15 protein-coding genes are annotated in these 15,903 nt (G+C 72.4%); 4 read left to right on the forward strand and 11 right to left on the reverse strand.

The window, feature by feature from the left end:
• Positions 1-64 precede the first annotated feature (64 nt).
• Complete coding sequence (locus DTB53_RS26360) at positions 65-904, reverse strand: class I SAM-dependent methyltransferase (protein WP_042496599.1); 840 nt, start codon at positions 902-904, stop codon at positions 65-67.
• A gap of 90 nt (positions 905-994) precedes the next feature.
• On the opposite strand from DTB53_RS26360, the gene DTB53_RS26365 reads away from it, so the two are divergent.
• Together DTB53_RS26365 and DTB53_RS26370 are read left to right on the forward strand one after the other, a co-directional pair.
• Positions 995-2,836 (forward strand): S9 family peptidase, encoded by a 1,842-nt coding sequence (locus tag DTB53_RS26365; RefSeq protein WP_012379843.1) that lies wholly within the window; start codon positions 995-997, stop codon positions 2,834-2,836.
• A 51-nt stretch (positions 2,837-2,887) separates the two neighbouring features.
• Positions 2,888-3,787 carry an SURF1 family protein gene (locus tag DTB53_RS26370; RefSeq protein WP_012379844.1) on the forward strand — a complete coding sequence of 300 codons (900 nt, stop codon included), beginning with the start codon at positions 2,888-2,890 and terminating at the stop codon, positions 3,785-3,787.
• A gap of 90 nt (positions 3,788-3,877) precedes the next feature.
• On the opposite strand, the gene DTB53_RS26375 is transcribed toward DTB53_RS26370, so the two are convergent.
• The 6 genes from DTB53_RS26375 to DTB53_RS26400 all read right to left on the reverse strand — a co-directional run bounded on the left by DTB53_RS26375 (position 3,878) and on the right by DTB53_RS26400 (position 11,041).
• Entirely contained in the window at positions 3,878-5,500 is a 1,623-nt protein-coding gene (locus DTB53_RS26375) for a hypothetical protein (RefSeq protein WP_069631371.1), read from the reverse strand.
• Complete coding sequence (locus DTB53_RS26380) at positions 5,497-6,159, reverse strand: SigE family RNA polymerase sigma factor (protein WP_075025223.1); 663 nt, start codon at positions 6,157-6,159, stop codon at positions 5,497-5,499. The genes DTB53_RS26375 and DTB53_RS26380 overlap by 4 nt, the downstream gene beginning before the upstream one ends.
• Before the next feature lie 272 nt (positions 6,160-6,431).
• Positions 6,432-7,505, reverse strand: coding sequence for an aspartate-semialdehyde dehydrogenase (locus DTB53_RS26385; RefSeq protein ID WP_012379846.1), 1,074 nt, complete (start codon positions 7,503-7,505; stop codon positions 6,432-6,434).
• The gene (locus tag DTB53_RS26390) at positions 7,502-8,773 is read right to left on the reverse strand and encodes an aspartate kinase (protein ID WP_003967509.1); all 1,272 of its coding nucleotides are present in this window, start codon (positions 8,771-8,773) and stop codon (positions 7,502-7,504) included. The genes DTB53_RS26385 and DTB53_RS26390 overlap by 4 nt, the downstream gene beginning before the upstream one ends.
• 316 nt (positions 8,774-9,089) lie before the next feature.
• Positions 9,090-10,100: a hypothetical protein gene (locus DTB53_RS26395; RefSeq protein WP_042496603.1), complete on the reverse strand. Its 1,011-nt coding sequence runs from the start codon at positions 10,098-10,100 to the stop codon at positions 9,090-9,092.
• A gap of 359 nt (positions 10,101-10,459) precedes the next feature.
• The gene (locus DTB53_RS26400; RefSeq protein WP_202549314.1) at positions 10,460-11,041 is read right to left on the reverse strand and encodes an SgcJ/EcaC family oxidoreductase; all 582 of its coding nucleotides are present in this window, start codon (positions 11,039-11,041) and stop codon (positions 10,460-10,462) included.
• Positions 11,042-11,221: 180 nt separating this feature from the next.
• Between DTB53_RS26400 and DTB53_RS26410 the strand changes: the two genes are divergently transcribed.
• The gene (locus tag DTB53_RS26410; protein WP_012379849.1) at positions 11,222-12,052 is read left to right on the forward strand and encodes an SDR family oxidoreductase; all 831 of its coding nucleotides are present in this window, start codon (positions 11,222-11,224) and stop codon (positions 12,050-12,052) included.
• 32 nt (positions 12,053-12,084) lie between these two features.
• Here the strand turns inward: DTB53_RS26410 and DTB53_RS26415 are convergent, their stop codons facing one another.
• From DTB53_RS26415 to DTB53_RS26425, 3 genes are all read right to left on the reverse strand, one after another.
• A complete protein-coding gene (locus DTB53_RS26415; RefSeq protein WP_003967513.1) occupies positions 12,085-12,744 on the reverse strand; it encodes a DUF5063 domain-containing protein in 660 nt (219 codons plus the stop codon).
• A 125-nt stretch (positions 12,745-12,869) separates the two neighbouring features.
• Entirely contained in the window at positions 12,870-13,469 is a 600-nt protein-coding gene (recR, locus tag DTB53_RS26420) for a recombination mediator RecR (protein WP_003967514.1), read from the reverse strand.
• Between the two features lie 104 nt (positions 13,470-13,573).
• Complete coding sequence (locus DTB53_RS26425) at positions 13,574-13,918, reverse strand: YbaB/EbfC family nucleoid-associated protein (protein WP_003967515.1); 345 nt, start codon at positions 13,916-13,918, stop codon at positions 13,574-13,576.
• A gap of 368 nt (positions 13,919-14,286) precedes the next feature.
• Between DTB53_RS26425 and DTB53_RS26430 the strand changes: the two genes are divergently transcribed.
• The gene (locus tag DTB53_RS26430; protein WP_012379850.1) at positions 14,287-15,084 is read left to right on the forward strand and encodes an SLATT domain-containing protein; all 798 of its coding nucleotides are present in this window, start codon (positions 14,287-14,289) and stop codon (positions 15,082-15,084) included.
• Positions 15,085-15,200: 116 nt separating this feature from the next.
• On the opposite strand, the gene DTB53_RS26435 is transcribed toward DTB53_RS26430, so the two are convergent.
• Positions 15,201-15,851: a putative DNA-mimic protein gene (locus DTB53_RS26435; RefSeq protein ID WP_003967517.1), complete on the reverse strand. Its 651-nt coding sequence runs from the start codon at positions 15,849-15,851 to the stop codon at positions 15,201-15,203.
• Positions 15,852-15,903 lie beyond the last annotated feature (52 nt).

Raw genomic sequence — 15,903 nt, forward strand, 5'->3', positions numbered from 1 at the left:
AGAGTGTGGGCCCCACCACTGACAATCGGCCGGAGAAGCCCCGCGGGGCGGCCCCCACCTGCGGTTATCCCTGATGCTCCCCCGGACGCGACGCCTTGATCGAGTACATCAGCGGGATCCTCGGCCGGCCCGCCCGGAAGCGGTAGTGGCCGTCCGCGTGGCGCTCCAGCGTGTCGAACCGCGGGACCAGCGAGACATCGTGCTCGTGGAGGAACTCGATCCGCAGCCCCGCCGACGCGAGCGCCGTCACCACCCGGCCCACCGGGTGCTGCCACTCGACGCTGCGGTTGTGCACGGTCGGCGCGTCGAGGTCGGCGTACGTCCCCGGCGTCTCGTCCACCCAGGCGTCGCGGCTGAAGTAGTCGTCGGTCACCACCGAACCCGTCTCGTCCATCGAGTCGGTCAGCGGGTGGAACTCCGCCAGGTAGAGGAACCCGCCGGGCGCGACCAGCGACGCGGCGGTCTCGGCCCAGCGGTCGATGTCGGGCAGCCAGCCCAGCGCGCCGATGCCCGTGTAGACGATGTCGTACGCGGAGTCCGGGACGGCGGCCGGGGCGTCGTACAGGTCGGCCGCGACGAACGCCGCCCGGTCCGGGCCGAGACCCAGCGACCCGGCCAGGCCCCGGGCGGTCTCGACGGCGGGCTCGGAGAAGTCGAGGCCCACGACCTGGGCGGCGCCGTGGCGTGCCCAGGACAGGGTGTCCATGCCGAAATGGCACTGGAGGTGCAGCAGGGTCTTCCCCCTGACGTCCCCGACCTCGGCCAGCTCGAAGGCGCGCAGCGCGTCCTTGCCCGCCAGGAACGCGTCCAGCTCGTAGTAGTCGCTCGCCACATGGATCGGCACGCGCTCGTCCCAGCGCGCGCGGTTGGTCGCGTGCCAGTCGTCCGGGGTCGGAGAGTACATGTCCGGCAAGCTACCGACGGGCGGGCCCGGGGCGCGAGTGGATATCCGACGCCCTCGGGATCCCCGCGAGTCATCGGGTTGGATGGGGGCATGACGACTGATCCTGTAGCCGCGCCCGACTGGGAGAAGCGGTTCCGCGCGCCCCGTGTCTCCCTGCCCGACTGGGCCGAGGACGCCCCCGACCGCTCCCTGTTCGTCTCCAACGCCACCGGGACCTACGAGCTGTACGCGTGGGACCGGGCGAGCGGGCGGCAGCGCCAGGTCACGGACCGGCCGAACGGCACGACGGACGGCGTGCTGACGCCGGACGGCGAAGCCGTCTGGTGGTTCAGCGACACCGACGGCGACGAGTTCGGGGTGTGGATGCGCCAGCCGTTCGGCGGCGGCGACGACGAGCCGGCCGCCCCGGGCCTCGCACCCTCCTACCCGGCCGGCCTGGCCATCGGGCGGGACGGTTCGGCGGTGATCGGCCGCTCGACCGACGAGGACGGCACGACGATCCACCTGGTGCCGGAGCCGGGCGGCGAGCCGGTGGAGATCTACCGGCACCGGGAGTCCGCGGGGGTCGGGGACCTCTCCCACGACGGGACCCTGATCGCGCTGGAGCACACCGAGCACGGCGACGCGATGCACTCCGCGCTGCGCGTGGTGCGCCCCGACGGCTCCACGGTGGCCGAGCTGGACGACACCGAGGGCGGTACGAAGGAACTGGGCCTCGCCGTGCTGGGCTTCGCCCCGGTGGCCGGGGACACCCGGCTCCTCGTCGGGCACCAGCGCCGGGGCCGCTGGGAGCCGATGATCTGGGACCCGGTCGCGGGCACGGAGACCGCGCTGTCGGTCGACCTGCCGGGCGACGTGGGGGCCGAGTGGTATCCGGACGGCTCCGCGCTGCTCGTCGAGCACGGCTTCGAGGCCCGCAGCGAGCTGTGGCGGTACGAGCCGGGGGCCCCGGCTCCCGTGCGCGTGGAGACCCCCGCCGGTACGGTCTCGGGCGCCACGGCCCGGCCGGACGGCACCGTGGAGTACCTGTGGTCCTCGGCCGCGCTGCCGCCCGTCGTGCGCTCCACGAGCGGCGCGGTGGTCCTGGACCCGCCGGGCGCGAAGGCCCCGCCGTCGGTGCCCGTCGAGGACGCCTGGGTGGAGGGGCCGGGCGGCCGGATCCACGCCCTCGTGCAGAAGCCCGCGACCGGCGAGGGCCCCTTCCCCACGATCTTCGAGATCCACGGCGGCCCGACCTGGCACGACAGCGACGCCTTCGCCTCCGGCCCCGCCGCCTGGGTGGACCACGGCTTCGCGGTCGTCCGGGTCAACTACCGGGGCTCCACCGGCTACGGCCGCGCCTGGACGGACGCGCTGAAGCACCGCGTCGGCCTGATCGAGCTGGAGGACATCGCGGCCGTACGCGAGTGGGCGGTGACGTCCGGGCTCGCGGACCCGGAGCGCCTGGTCCTGGCGGGCGGCTCCTGGGGCGGCTATCTGACCCTGCTCGGGCTCGGCACCCAGCCGGACTCCTGGTCGCTCGGCCTGGCGGCCGTGCCGGTCGCGGACTACGTCACGGCGTACCACGACGAGATGGAGGCCCTGAAGGCGATGGACCGCACGCTGCTGGGCGGCACGCCGGAGGAGGTCCCCGAGCGTTTCGAGGCCTCGTCCCCGCTGACGTACGTCGACGCGGTGCGCGTCCCGCTCTACATCTCGGCGGGCGTCAACGATCCGCGCTGCCCCATCCGTCAGGTGGAGAACTACGTGGACCGGCTGGCGGCGCGCGGCGCGGTCCACGAGGTGTACCGGTACGACGCCGGTCACGGCTCGCTGGTGGTGGAGGAGCGGATCAAGCAGGTGCGGCTGGAGTTGGAGTTCGCCCTCAAGCACCTGGGAGGGGGGCCGGTCCTCGCCTCCGCGGCCCCCGGGACGGGCGTAAAGGCCGAATAAATCACGGACCCCGCCCCGGAAGCCCGGGGCGGGGAACCGTACCTTGGAGGGGTGTACCGGTTCCTGCTGACCCCGCGATGGTGGGGGATCAACCTCTTCGTCGTGCTGGCCATCCCGTTCTGCGTGTTCATGGGCACCTGGCAGCTCGGCCGCTTCGAGGACCGCGTGCAGTCGCACGAACAGGCGGAGAAGCAGCCCGATCCGAGCACGCGGGCCGCGAAACCCCTGGACGAGCTGCTGCCCGTCGACAAGGTGACGTCCGGCCGCCCGGCCGTCGCCACCGGCACCTACGCCGACCAGTTCCTGGTGCCGGGCCGCCTGCTCGACGACCGTCAGGGCTTCTACGTCCTGAACATGCTGCGCACGGACAGCGGCAAGGCCCTCCCGGTGGTCCGGGGCTGGCTGCCCGGTTCCCCGAGCGGTGCCCGGGTGCCGGTCGCGCCGGAGGGCGAGGTCACGGTGACCGGCGACCTCCAGGCCTCCGAGAACGCCCGCAGCAAAGGCGTGGACGTCCGGGGCGGGCTGCCCGAGGGGCAGATCGGCATGATCAGCGCCGCGACCCTGGTGAACCTCGTGCCGTACGACGTGTACGACGCCTGGGTGACGCTTCCCGAGGCCGAGGCGGGCGGTACGGGCGGTGCGATGAAGCCGGTGCCCGCGGCGGCCCCCGAGGGCAGCGGACTCGATCTGAAGGCCTTCCAGAACCTCGGGTACACGGGCGAGTGGTTCGTCTTCGCCGGCTTCGTTCTCTTCATGTGGTTCCGGCTGGTGCGCCGCGAGGCCGAGGCCGTGCGCGACATCGAGCTCGGTCTCGTACCGGAGGATCCGGCCGCGGACCCGACGGCTGCGGACCCGGCGACGGCGGAGGCGCGGGAGGAACCGGGCGACCCGGCCGCCCCTGAGGGCTCCGAGGCTCCTGAGGCGGCTCGGAAGGCCCCGGCGGCACCGTAGGACGACCCGACCCGGCCCGGTGCCGGCCCCGTGGCAGGGCCCGGCGCCGCCGGGCTCGTCGCCCGACCGGCCGGGCGGCCCGGCGCAGGACTACGACGTGGCGAGCACACCCGTCCGGTAGATCGTGCCCGAGCAGGCGTTGGGGATCTTCGTCTCCGCGGTGGGCGCTCCCGTCTCCGGGGTGTGCGTCACGGCGACGCTGCCCTCCGCCGCTCCCCCGCCGTCCTCGTTCAGCGACTGCGCGTCGACGCCTGAGGGCTGATCGGTGCCCCCCTCGCCGACCGACCCGCCGGCCCCGTCCGTCGGCGGGGTCGGGCTCGGTGACGGCCCCACGGCCGGACAGGTGTCGGTCGGCACCCAGGCGAACCGCACCTCGTACGCCATGGTCGGCTTCAGCAGCACCGTGCCCGGCTCCTGCGAGGGATCGGGCAGACCGGACGCCGCGTCGCCCGCGGCGTGCTGGACCACGCCGATCTTGAGCGGGTCGGCCGCGCCCAGGGCGGTGAAGCCCACCGTGCCGTTGCTGCTGACCGTGCAGTCCGTGCCGGACACGTTGGCGATCTTGAAGCTGCCGTAGACCGTGCCGTCGGCTCCCGGCGCGTCGGTGCCCGCGGAGGCGACGCCGAGCTGGCTCGGGTCGCAGACCGGCAGGGAGGCGAACTCCGCGCTCGGGGAGCCGGTCTCCTCGCCCGTCACCGTGCCGTCGGGGTCGCTGCCCTCGGCGGCGGTGGGGCTGGGGGCGGGGTCGGCCTCGCCGGCGCTGCCCTCGCTCTCCCGCTCCGTGGGCTCCACGGACCGCCGGCCGGGCGCCTCGGGGCCGGTCTCGTCGCCGTTGCCGCCCTGGGCCTGCTCGCCGTGTCCGGCGATGGCGGGGCGGGCGGCGGACGGGCCGTCCGAGGTCGCGACGTGGACGAAGGCGGGGACGGCGGTGCCGATCAGCAGGGCCGCCGCGGCCGCGCCGACGACGGCCTGGCGCCGCCTGGCCCGGCGGGCGGGGACGGCTCGGTGGAGGTGGTCCAGGGTCCCCTCGGAGGGGGCCAGCTCCCGCACCGCGCCGTGCAGCATGCGGCGCAGGGCCACCTCGTCCAGCGCTTCGGTGGCGGGGGCGCCCCGGTCACGGGCGAAGAGGTCGGTCAGCGTGCCGAAGACCTCGTCGTCGTCCGACGCCCCGGAGGCGCTCCCGAGGGCCTTGGCGGAGGCGCTCCCGGGGGCCTTGGCAGAGGCGCTCGCGGACGCCTTCCCGGCGTCGGGGATCTCGCTCGTACCGACCGGGAGGGTCTCCGCGGCGGCGTCCGCCCCCGGGGCCTCGCTCGCAGCGCCCGCGGAGGTCTCCGTACCGCCGGCCGCAGGGGTCTGCGGGCTCACGCCCGCCGCAGAGGTCTCCGTACCCGCCCCCGGGGCCTCGCTCGCAGCGTCCGCCGCGAGGGGCTGCGCACCAGCGTCCGCCGCGCTCTCCGGCTCCCCGGTGCCCGGCGTGGCCTCCGTCGTCCCCGGGGCCTGCTCGTCGGGGTCCTCGGCGGCCTCGTCGTCCACCCGCGCGGGGGGCGTCGGTTCCGGGGCCTCGCCGGTCTCGCCCGGCTCGGGCCCCGCGCTCTCGCCGTGCGGGCGGTCCGGATCGGTGTGCGGAGTCTTCTCCGGCCCGTGGTTCACAATTCCGTTTCCCGTCGGGTCATTCTCGTGCCTGTGCTCGTCGCGCTGCTCGGGCCCGCTCATGCCTGGGCCTCCATCACCACACGCAGGGCCGCGATGCCTCGCGAACCGTACGCCTTGACCGAGCCCAGCGAGACGCCCAGCGTCTCGGCGACCTGGGCCTCCGTCATGTCCGCGAAGTAGCGCAGCACCAGCACCTCGCGCTGGCGCCGCTGGAGCCCCTTCATGGCCTTGATCAGCGCGTCCCGCTCCAGCTGGTCGTAGGCGCCCTCCTCCGCGCTCGCCATGTCCGGCATGGGCTTGGAGAGCAGCTTCAGCCCGAGGATGCGGCGGCGCAGCGCGGAGCGCGACAGGTTGACGACCGTCTGCCGGAGGTAGGCGAGGGTCTTCTCCGGTTCGCGGACCCGGTTGCGCGCGGAGTGCACGCGGATGAACGCCTCCTGCACCACGTCCTCGCAGGACGCGGTGTCGTCCAGCAGCAGGGCCGCGAGGCCGAGCAGGGAGCGGTAATGGGCGCGATAGGTCTCGGTGAGATGGTCGACCGTGGTTCCCGCTGCCACCGTCTCTTCAGCATCCCCGCGCTGCGAGGGCAACTGTGCCGGGCGCGCGGCGGGCATGGGCGCGATCACCGGCATACCACCGGGCGCACGGGGCCGCCGGAGCGGACGCACCGACGCGCCTCGCAACGGGCCCACCACTGTGATGTCGAGAACCTCTGCCACGCCTGTTGGACACGCTGCCCCCCGTCAGGGTTGTACGCGTACGGCGTCACGTTCGACGCTGTGCGACATGCCCTCATACGTACCTGCTCTTCCCCAAATGCCCCGTCATAGCGTCTGGCCACGCAAGAAGTGACCGCATAGACGCAGCCCGACCGAGATGCGGTTGCAGATGGCCGGGAGATCATCGTCGGATACGACAACGTCCCAGCTCAAGAGGTTCAGACCAGCAAATTGCTCATAGGGCGTTCACAGATCCTACAAAACAAGTTCGATCACGCCCGGGGGAATTCGGCGGCGACCGATTCGGCGATCTGCGCAACGTTCAAAGCCGCACCTTTTCGGAGATTGTCCCCGCAAAGGAACATTTCCAGGGCATGCGGATCGTCCATCGAACGCCGGACGCGGCCCACCCAGGTGGGGTCGGTGCCCACCACGTCGGAGGGGGTGGGGAAATCGCCGGACGCCGGGCTGTCGAAGAGGACGACGCCGGGGGCGGTCGCGAGGATCTCGTGCGCCTTGCCCACGGCGACCTCGTTCTCGAAGCGGGCGTGGACGGACATCGAGTGCGTGGCGATCACGGGGACGTACACACAGGTCGCGGTGGTCTTCAGATCCGGCAGGCCCAGCACCTTGCGGCACTCCTCGCGGATGGCGATCTCCTCGGAGGACCAGCCGTCGCCGGCGTCCGTACCGGCCCAGGGCACGACGTTCAGGGCGACGGGTGCGGCGAACGGGCTCCCCGTCGCCTCCGCGCTGTCCCCCAGGGCCCGGCGCACGTCCCCGGGCTGAGTGCCCAGCTCCGTACCGGCCACCAGCGCCAACTGCTCGCGCAGGGCGGCGACGCCGTCCCGGCCGGCGCCGCTGACCGCCTGGTAGGAGGAGACGATCAGCTCGCGCAGTCCGAACTCGGCGTGCAGCGCGCCGACCGCGACGATCAGCGACAGCGTGGTGCAGTTCGGGGACGCGACGATGCCGCGCGGCCGGAGCCGGGCGGCATGGGGGTTGATCTCCGGGACGACCAGCGGCACGTCGTCGTCGAGCCGGAAGGCGGCCGAGTCGTCGATGACGACGACGCCCTTGGACGCGGCGATCGGGGCCCAGCGGGCGGACACCTCGTCCGGCACCAGGAAGAGGGCCACGTCGATGCCGTCGAACACGTCCTCGGCGAGCGCGAGGACCTCGCTCTCCTCACCGCGCACGACCAGCTTGCGGCCGGCCGAGCGCGGTGAGGCGACGAGTCTGACCTCGCCCCAGACGTCCGCGTGCTGCGACAGGATCCGGAGCATGACACCGCCGATCGCCCCGGTCGCACCGACGACCGCGAGCGAGGGGCGGTGCCCGGTCATCGGCCGGTGCCTCCGTAGACGACGGCCTCGTCGGAGTCACTGTCCAGACCGAAGGCGGTGTGCACGGCGCGCACGGCCTCGTTGACGTCGTCGGCGCGGGTGACGACCGAGATACGGATCTCGGATGTCGAGATCAGCTCGATGTTCACGCCCGCGTCGGACAGCGCCTCGAAGAATCCGGCCGTGACGCCCGGGTTGGTCTTCATTCCCGCGCCGACCAGGGAGATCTTCGCGATCTGGTCGTCGTAGCGGAGCGAGTCGAAGCCGATGACGCCGCGGGCCCGCTCCAGGGCGTCGATGGCCTTGCGGCCCTCGGCCTTGGGCAGGGTGAAGGAGATGTCCGTCAGGCCGGTCGACGCGGCGGAGACGTTCTGCACCACCATGTCGATGTTGACCTCGGCGTTCGCGATGGCGCGGAAGATCGCGGCGGCCTCGCCCGGCTTGTCCGGGACGCCGACGACGGTGACCTTGGCCTCCGAGACGTCATGGGCGACTCCGGAGATGATCGCGTGCTCCACCTGCTGGTCCCCTTGCGGCTCGTTGCTGACCCAGGTGCCGCGCAGTCCGGAGAAGGACGAGCGGACGTGGATCGGGATGTTGTAACGGCGTGCGTACTCGACGCAGCGGTGCAGCAGCACCTTGGAGCCGGACGCGGCCAGCTCCAGCATGTCCTCGAAGGAGATCCAGTCGATCTTCTTCGCCTTCTTCACGACCCGGGGGTCCGCGGTGAAGACGCCGTCGACGTCGGTGTAGATCTCGCAGACCTCGGCGTCCAGCGCCGCGGCCAGCGCCACGGCGGTCGTGTCCGACCCGCCGCGGCCGAGGGTGGTGATGTTCTTGCCCTCCTGGCTCACGCCCTGGAACCCGGCGACGATGGCGATGTTGCCCTCGTCGATCGAGGTCCGGATGCGGCCGGGCGTGACGTCGATGATGCGCGCTTTGTTGTGGACCGAGTCGGTGATGACACCGGCCTGGCTGCCCGTGAACGACTGGGCCTCGTGGCCCAGGTTCTTGATCGCCATCGCCAGCAGGGCCATGGAGATCCGCTCACCGGCGGTCAGCAGCATGTCGAATTCGCGGCCGGTAGGCATCGGAGACACCTGCTCGGCGAGGTCTATCAACTCGTCCGTCGTGTCGCCCATCGCGGACACCACGACAACCACCTGGTTGCCGTTCTTCTTGGCGTCGACGACTCGCTTGGCGACCCGCTTGATGCCCTCGGCATCGGCTACGGAGGAGCCTCCGTACTTCTGCACGACAAGGCCCACGTGCGCTCCTCGCTCAGTCATTACTGCGGTCGGCTCAGTTTAACGAGCGGTCCGGAATAGACCCGCCCATATCGCATGATGAGATGTCCCGCTCATCACCCGGTACGGCGTGTCGACCCGAACCGCTCGTACGGGGCTGTTGCCCACCCAGCCGGGGAGCACTCCCGTTTGTGTCCCAGCCCACACGATCGGGTACACCCAGCCCACACGATCCGGCGGGGGCGGGCGAGCCGGGAAGGTCAATCGGCGTACGCGCCCGGTCCGCGCGCTCCCCGGGCTTCTCGCGAAGGACCCGCAGCCGGGATCTCCCGGGCGCTCACCGGCGCGGCCTCGGGGCCGGAAGGACCGGGCGGACGGTGGCCGAGCGGAGTTCGGCCATGCGGGCGGCGACGTCGACCTCGGCGCGCGGCCGGGCCAGGAAGGTGTCCGGCACGTCACCGGTCAGCCCGGCCGCCTCGTCGCGGGCGATCTCGGCGCGGCACTCGCCGCAGACGCCGTGGTCCAGCGTGGTCGTCGTCTCGTCCTCGTCGCAGAAGAGGCACATCATCACCATGCCCACGATCTGCTCGCCCGGGTGGTTCTTCTCCGGGTGGGGTGCGGGGCTCGGCGGCATCTTGGTCTCCAGTCGTGTGCGGAGGAGGGGCCCGGCGGAGTGCACGGACACCGGCAGGCCCGAGGTCAGGGCCGAGGTGAGCTGTTCGCGGCCGACGCCGCGCGCCAGCCACTCCCCGACCAGGTGTTCCAGCGCGACGCAGTCCCCCTCGGAGAGCTGGAGCCGGGGCTCGCGGCGTCCCAGCCCGGCGAGGATGTCGTACGCCTCCGAGCGCGGAGCGCGGACGCCGGGCCCGGGCTCCTCGGCCGTTTCCACGGCGGCGGGAGCCGAGGACGTGCCGGCGGGAACGGGGGCCGGGGGCTGGCCGGGCGCGTCCACGCCCCGGACGAACCGCACATGGGCGGCCCACCAGTCGGCGTCGCGGGCGGTCCGGGAGAAGTACGTGCGCGTCACCCAGCGCATCTGGCCGTCGGACAGGGTGACCTGGACCCTGACGCGCCGCAGGTGTCCTTTCCGGGTCAGCAGGTCGAGCGAGCTGCGGCACGCCTGCTGCCCGTAGTCCGGCAGCTCCTCGGCGAGCACCTTGTAGCCGATCGCCGCCCCTTCGGGGAGCCGGTCGATGTACCCGGCGATGGCCGCCTCACGCGGCTCCAGACCGCCGAAGTCGTCGGCGCGGGGCGGGGCCTGGTCGGGGGCGTGGCGCTTTCCGTACCCGGCTTTCGCCATGGGGTGGGCGGGAGCGCGCAGAGCGGCACTAAGGTTGGCGGCAGCCATGAGGGATCGAGCCTTTCTAGCAGGCGATCTCGTACGGTCAGACCCCGGTCGGTGTTGCGAGCACCACCGGGGTTGTCCGTTTTTACGGATAGTGGGTTGCTGAGCGTGAACCTAGAGCGTGCGTACGCTCCGGCGCAACCTGGTCACCAAACGTCACCTCCGGTCGAATTCGCGCAGCCCGCAGCGCGGTTCGGAACCCGGCCGGGGAGGGAGGGTGGGTGGGTTGAACCCAACCGCCCTTTCCTACAGAGAGGGCTCGAAGCCCGACGCTCGGGGCTCGGAGCCCGGGGCCCGGAGCTTGAGGCTCGGGGCTTGAGCCTCGGGACGACCTGCGGGATCACGCCGAAGCCGGTGCCGGTTCAGCCCGCCGTCAGCGTCTCCACGTCGAGGACCTGGGTGTTCTGCGCGGCGGCGATGCGCCAGACCCCGTCGTCCTTGGCGAGTACGTACGTCGGGGTGCCCGGAACCGCCTCGGGATGGGCGGCCATGAGCGCGGACGGGTCCTCCTGGCCGTGGAAGATCTCGTCCAGGAACCGGCCGTCGTCCCGGGCGACCGGGCGCTGGCGGATCTTGACGGCGGCGATGTCGGGGCGGACGAAGAGGATCAGGTCGACCGTGTACGTGGCGGTCACCGGGGAGTCCGCCTGCGGGGGCAGCACCTTGCGGGTGAAGGCGCTGATCTCCGGCAGGCCGGTCAGCCGCTTGCCGTGGGCCGTGGTCCAGATGGCGTCCTCGCGGAAGCCGTCGAGGAAGGCGTCCGGCAGCGCGTTCCGCTGGGCGTGCTGCACACCGGCGACGAACGCGACGATGGCGTCCACGTCCTCCTGCGGAGCGGGCACGCCGATGACGGTGGGCGGGGAGGCGGGGGGCGTGGAGGCGGGGGGCGTGGAGGCGGGGGGCGTGGCGGCAGAGGGCGTGGCGGCAGAGGGCGTGGTGCTCATGAGGCGTCTCCTGGTGGGGTGCGGCCGTTCTGTCGGCCGTTCACCAGGAGCCTCACCCCTCAAGCGCGGTTGAGGTCAAGAGGCGGCGATCCCGCCCAACCGGCTTGATATCAAGCTTGGTTGAGGTCCTAGCGTTCCCGGCGTCGAACGAACAGCGACCGGACAGAGGAGCGCTCGACGATGATTTTGGTGACCGGTGCGACCGGGAACATCGGCAGGGAGCTGCTGCGGCAGCTGGACGGGGCCGACGTCCGGGCCCTGACCCGGGACGCGACGCGGGCCGCGGCCGGGATGCCCGCCGGGGTCGAGGTGACGGAAGGCGACCTGGGGCGGCCCGATGCACTGAAGTCCGCACTGCGCGGGGCGCGTTCCCTCTTCCTGATCCCGGGCGTCGGCGACGACACCGGAACGCTCGACGCCGCCCGGGACGCGGGGGTGGAGCACGTGGTGCTGGTCTCCTCCATCACCGTCATGACCCATCCGCACCTCGGACCGGCGCGGGCGAACCTCGCCGTCGAACGCCGGCTGCGGGAGAGCGGGATGGAGTGGACCGTGCTGCGGCCGACGCAGTTCGCCTCCAACACCCTCTGGTGGGCGCGGTCCGTGCGTGACGAATCCGTGGTGCGCGTGCCGTACGCGGACGTCGGACTGCCGACCGTCCACCCCGCCGACATCGCCTCGGTGGCCCGTGCGGCACTGACCGGGCCGGAGCACCGGGGGCGCACCTACCCGCTCACCGGACCGAAGCGGATCAGCCCGCGGCGGCAGGCCGGTGAGCTGGGACGGGTGCTCGGCCGGGAGGTGGCCTGCGTCGGGATCACGCGGGAGGAGGCGTACCCGCCGATGGCCGCGATGATGGGGAGCGAGGTCGCCGACAGCGTCCTCGACCTGATGGGCGGCGACGTCAACGACGCGCTGCTGGCCGTGCACGACACCGTGGCCCGGGTCACCGGCTCTCCGGCCCGCCCCTACCGCCGCTGGGCCGAGGAGAACGCCGACGCGTTCAGGTGACCCCGCCCGCTCCGGCGCCTTCCTGCGCCCGCCTACTTCACCGGGCGCAGGCCCAGCGGACCCGCGATCTCCTCCAGCATCACGCGGCCCGCCTCCTCGGCGAGGTCCTCCTCGCCCGGGTCCTGGTCGGTGTCCAGGCCGTCCAGCTCCTCCAGGGGCTGGCCGAGGCGGATGTGGGCGACCAGGGACTGGAGGGCGCGCAGGGCGGCGGAGGCGGTGGAACCCCAGTTGGAGAAGTACGAGAACTGCCACCACCACAGCGCCTCGGCGGTGCGCTCGGCGTCGTAGTGCGCGAGGCCGTGGCCGAGGTCGGTGACCAGGTCGGCCAGGTCGTCGGAGATCCGGTGCGGGACCGGGGCCTTGCGGGGCTCGTACGGGTCGAAGACCTCGGAGTAGACGTCGATCGGCTCCAGCAGCACCGCGAACCGCTCGCGCAGGCCGTCCGCGTCCGGCTCCGCGCCCAGGTCCGGTTCGTACCGCTCGTCGGGCAGGACGTCCTCGTACGCGCCGAGGCGACCGCCCGCGAGCAGGAGCTGCGAGACCTGGAGGAGCAGGACCGGGACGGCCTCCTCCGGCTCGTCGACCTTGGACACCTCCGTGACCGCGACGATGAACGTCTTGATCTGGTCCGCGATCTGGACGGCGAAGTCGCCCGGGTCCTGCGTGACGGAGTTCAGCGTGGCGTCAGACATCGAGGGGACCTCCCGTGGGCGCGGTCACAGACGGTGAAGCGGACGACGAAGGGGATGGCGCGGGAGACGGAGAAGCGCACGGCGAAGCGGGGTGCGGCACCTGACGGGGGCGTACGGCGGTGGTGTCAGACATCGAGCAGCCGCCTCCCCTCGAAGGCGCGGCCCAGGGTGACCTCGTCGGCGTACTCCAGGTCGCCGCCGACCGGCAGGCCGCTGGCCAGCCTGGTCACCCTGAGGCCCATCGGCTTGACCATCCGCGCCAGGTACGTCGCGGTGGCCTCGCCCTCCAGATTGGGGTCGGTCGCGAGGATCAGCTCCGTGATGGAGCCGTCCGCGAGCCGCGCCAGCAGCTCACGGATGCGCAGGTCGTCCGGGCCGACGCCCTCGATGGGGCTGATCGCCCCGCCCAGCACGTGGTAGCGGCCCCGGAACTCACGCGTTCGCTCGATCGCCACGACGTCCTTGGGTTCCTCGACCACGCAGATGACGCTCCGGTCGCGGCGCGCGTCCCGGCAGATCCCGCACTGCTCCTCCTGCGCGACATTGCCGCACACCTCGCAGAACCGGACCTTGTCCTTGACCTCCAGGAGGGAGTGCGCGAGCCGGCGTACGTCCGTGGGCTCGGCCTGCAGGATGTGGAAGGCGATCCGCTGCGCGCTCTTGGGACCGACGCCGGGCAGCCTGCCCAGTTCGTCGATGAGGTCCTGAACAACGCCTTCGTACAACGGAACGCCTTTCCTTGCTTCCTGCTCCGTACCGTAGTGGGTACGGGTCGGTACCAGTAGGCCCCGGTGGGCCTGTGCGACCTACCGGCCTGCGGCCGGTCCGGTCAGAACGGCAGACCGGGGATGCCGCCCCCGCCGCCCAGGCCCTGGGCCAGCGGGCCGAGCTTCTCCTGCTGGAGCGCCTGCGCGTTCTCGTTGGCCGCCTGGACCGCGGCGACGACGAGGTCGGCGAGCGTCTCGGTGTCCTCCGGGTCCACCGCCTTGGGGTCGATCACCAGGGCGCGCAGCTCGCCGGAGCCGGTCACGGTGGCCTTCACGAGACCGCCGCCCGCCTGTCCGTCCACCTCGGTCCTGGCGAGTTCCTCCTGGGCCGCTGCGAGATCCTGCTGCATCTTCTGGGCCTGCTGGAGCAACTGCTGCATATTGGGCTGGCCACCACCGGGAATCACGGTCACTCCTGGCATTTCGACGACAAATGTTTCGGTAAGCCGAGCCTACGTGCTCCCCGGTCACCGCGCTCCACCCACCAGGGACCAACTCTTTCGGGTGAGATTCAGGAACCGGCGTGAGTGCTCCTATACCTGACCAGCGGCCGTGCGCAGGCGGGAATCCCGCGATTTCGACCCCACGGCCCACCATTCGGCGGTAGGAAGGGCATGCGCATCGATACACGAGCGTGCATGTGCGGTGACGCAGAGTTACCCCGCGGGGGTCGTCGGTCGCGCGGACCGCCCCGCCCTCTCCGGGCCGGTCGGGTCCGGCTCCGGGAAGCCCTACGCGTCCGTCCCGTCCGTTCAGAGTGCAGAGGAGTGCCCCGGTGAGTCAGCCGGAGATGCAGCCCGAGGGGCCGCCCCGCAAGGAGTCCGATGCGGGATCCGGTGAAAACGGAGTTGCGCATTCCGATTCCGGTCCGGGCAGGGGACGCCCCGCCGGGCGCGATCTGACCGGGCGCCCGTTCCCCCTCGGTGACTGGGGCGAGCCGGCGGAGCGGCTCGACGAGCTCTACCGCTGGGTCGAGACCGGGGCGCTGGACACCGCCGACTGGTATCTCAACGACCGGGTCTGGAAGCGGCGGGCCGCCAGGGCCCTGCGGATGGGCACCGCGGCCGGGGTGGTCGCCGGGGCCGCGCTGCCGCTGCTCGACCTGACCGGCACCCTGAGCGGCTCGGCGGGCTGGGGCTATCTGTCGCTGCTGCTGGGGGCCGCCTGCATGGCCGGCGACCGGTACTTCGGTCTCACCTCCGGGTGGATAAGGAACCTCGCCACGGCCCAGGCCGTGCAGCGCCGGCTCCAGGTGCTCCAGTTCGACTGGGCCTCGGAGTGCGTACGGGAGATGCTCGGGCCGACCGAGGGCACGGCCAGCGAGGCGGCCGAGCGGTGCCTGGGGGTGCTGCGGAGGTTCTCCGAGGACGTGACCGAACTGGTGCGGTCGGAGACGGCGGACTGGATGGTGGAGTTCCGGGCGGGACCCGCGCCGATGGGGATGCAGGCCCTGGCGACGGGTAGCGCCGGGGGGCGCGGCGAGTCGGGGGCGGTGCCGGGGCGGTTCTCGATGCCGTCGGTGGCGGCGCGGCCGAACATGCCGCGGCAGCGGCCACCGGAGTCGCCGCGGTGAGGACTCCGGGGCCGGGGGTGCGGGCCGGGGGTGGTGCGGGCTAGGTCCTGTCGTCGAACTGCCGCCCGCCCCGCGGGGCCGCCCTCCGGGCGACGACGGCAGTCTGACGACAGGACCTAGCTGAAGATGATCATTGAGCCCTGGGCCAGGCTGCGGGTCGCCGCCGCGTGGAGGCCGAGCCAGACGTGGCGTTCCCGGGCGAAGGGGCTGTCGTCGTAGGGGATCGGGTCCGCCGGTTCCTCCAGGGCCGTGGGGCCGGAGGGCGGCAGCGGAGCGGCCGGCGGGTTGGCCGGGTCGATGCCGATGGACGGGGCGACGAACTCCAGCTCGCGCAGCAGCCCGTGGGCCGAGCCCAGGGGTCCGCCGCCCGCCAGGAGCGCGTCGTCGGACAGGGGGGCCGGGAAGTCCACCGGGACGTACGCCCCGGCGTGGTCGTAGTGCCAGACCAGATGCGACTGCTGCGCGGCCTGTTCGAACATTTCGAGGAGTTGCTCGTAGTCGCCGTCGAGACCGGCGACGGGCGTGACGGCCAGGCCGCTCAGCTGGAGCAGGTAGGCGCGGCGCAGGAAGTGCAGGGCGTCGTAGTCGAAGCCGGCCACGGGGGCGACTTCCCCGTTGAGGCCCGGCATGTAGGCGTAGACGGGGACGGGCGGCAGCCCCGCGTCGTTCAGCGCCTTGTCGTAGACGGCGATCTCTTCGGCGAACGGGTTGTCGGCGCTGTGGCACAGCACATCGACGAGGGGGACCAGCCACAGGTCACAGGCCACGAAGTCTCGCTCTCGGAAGGGTTCGGGCGATCGTCGGGACAGCGTAATGCGG

Origin of the sequence: Streptomyces griseus (assembly GCF_900460065.1) — a bacterium.
GTDB classification, from domain to species: Bacteria; Actinomycetota; Actinomycetes; order Streptomycetales; family Streptomycetaceae; genus Streptomyces; species Streptomyces griseus.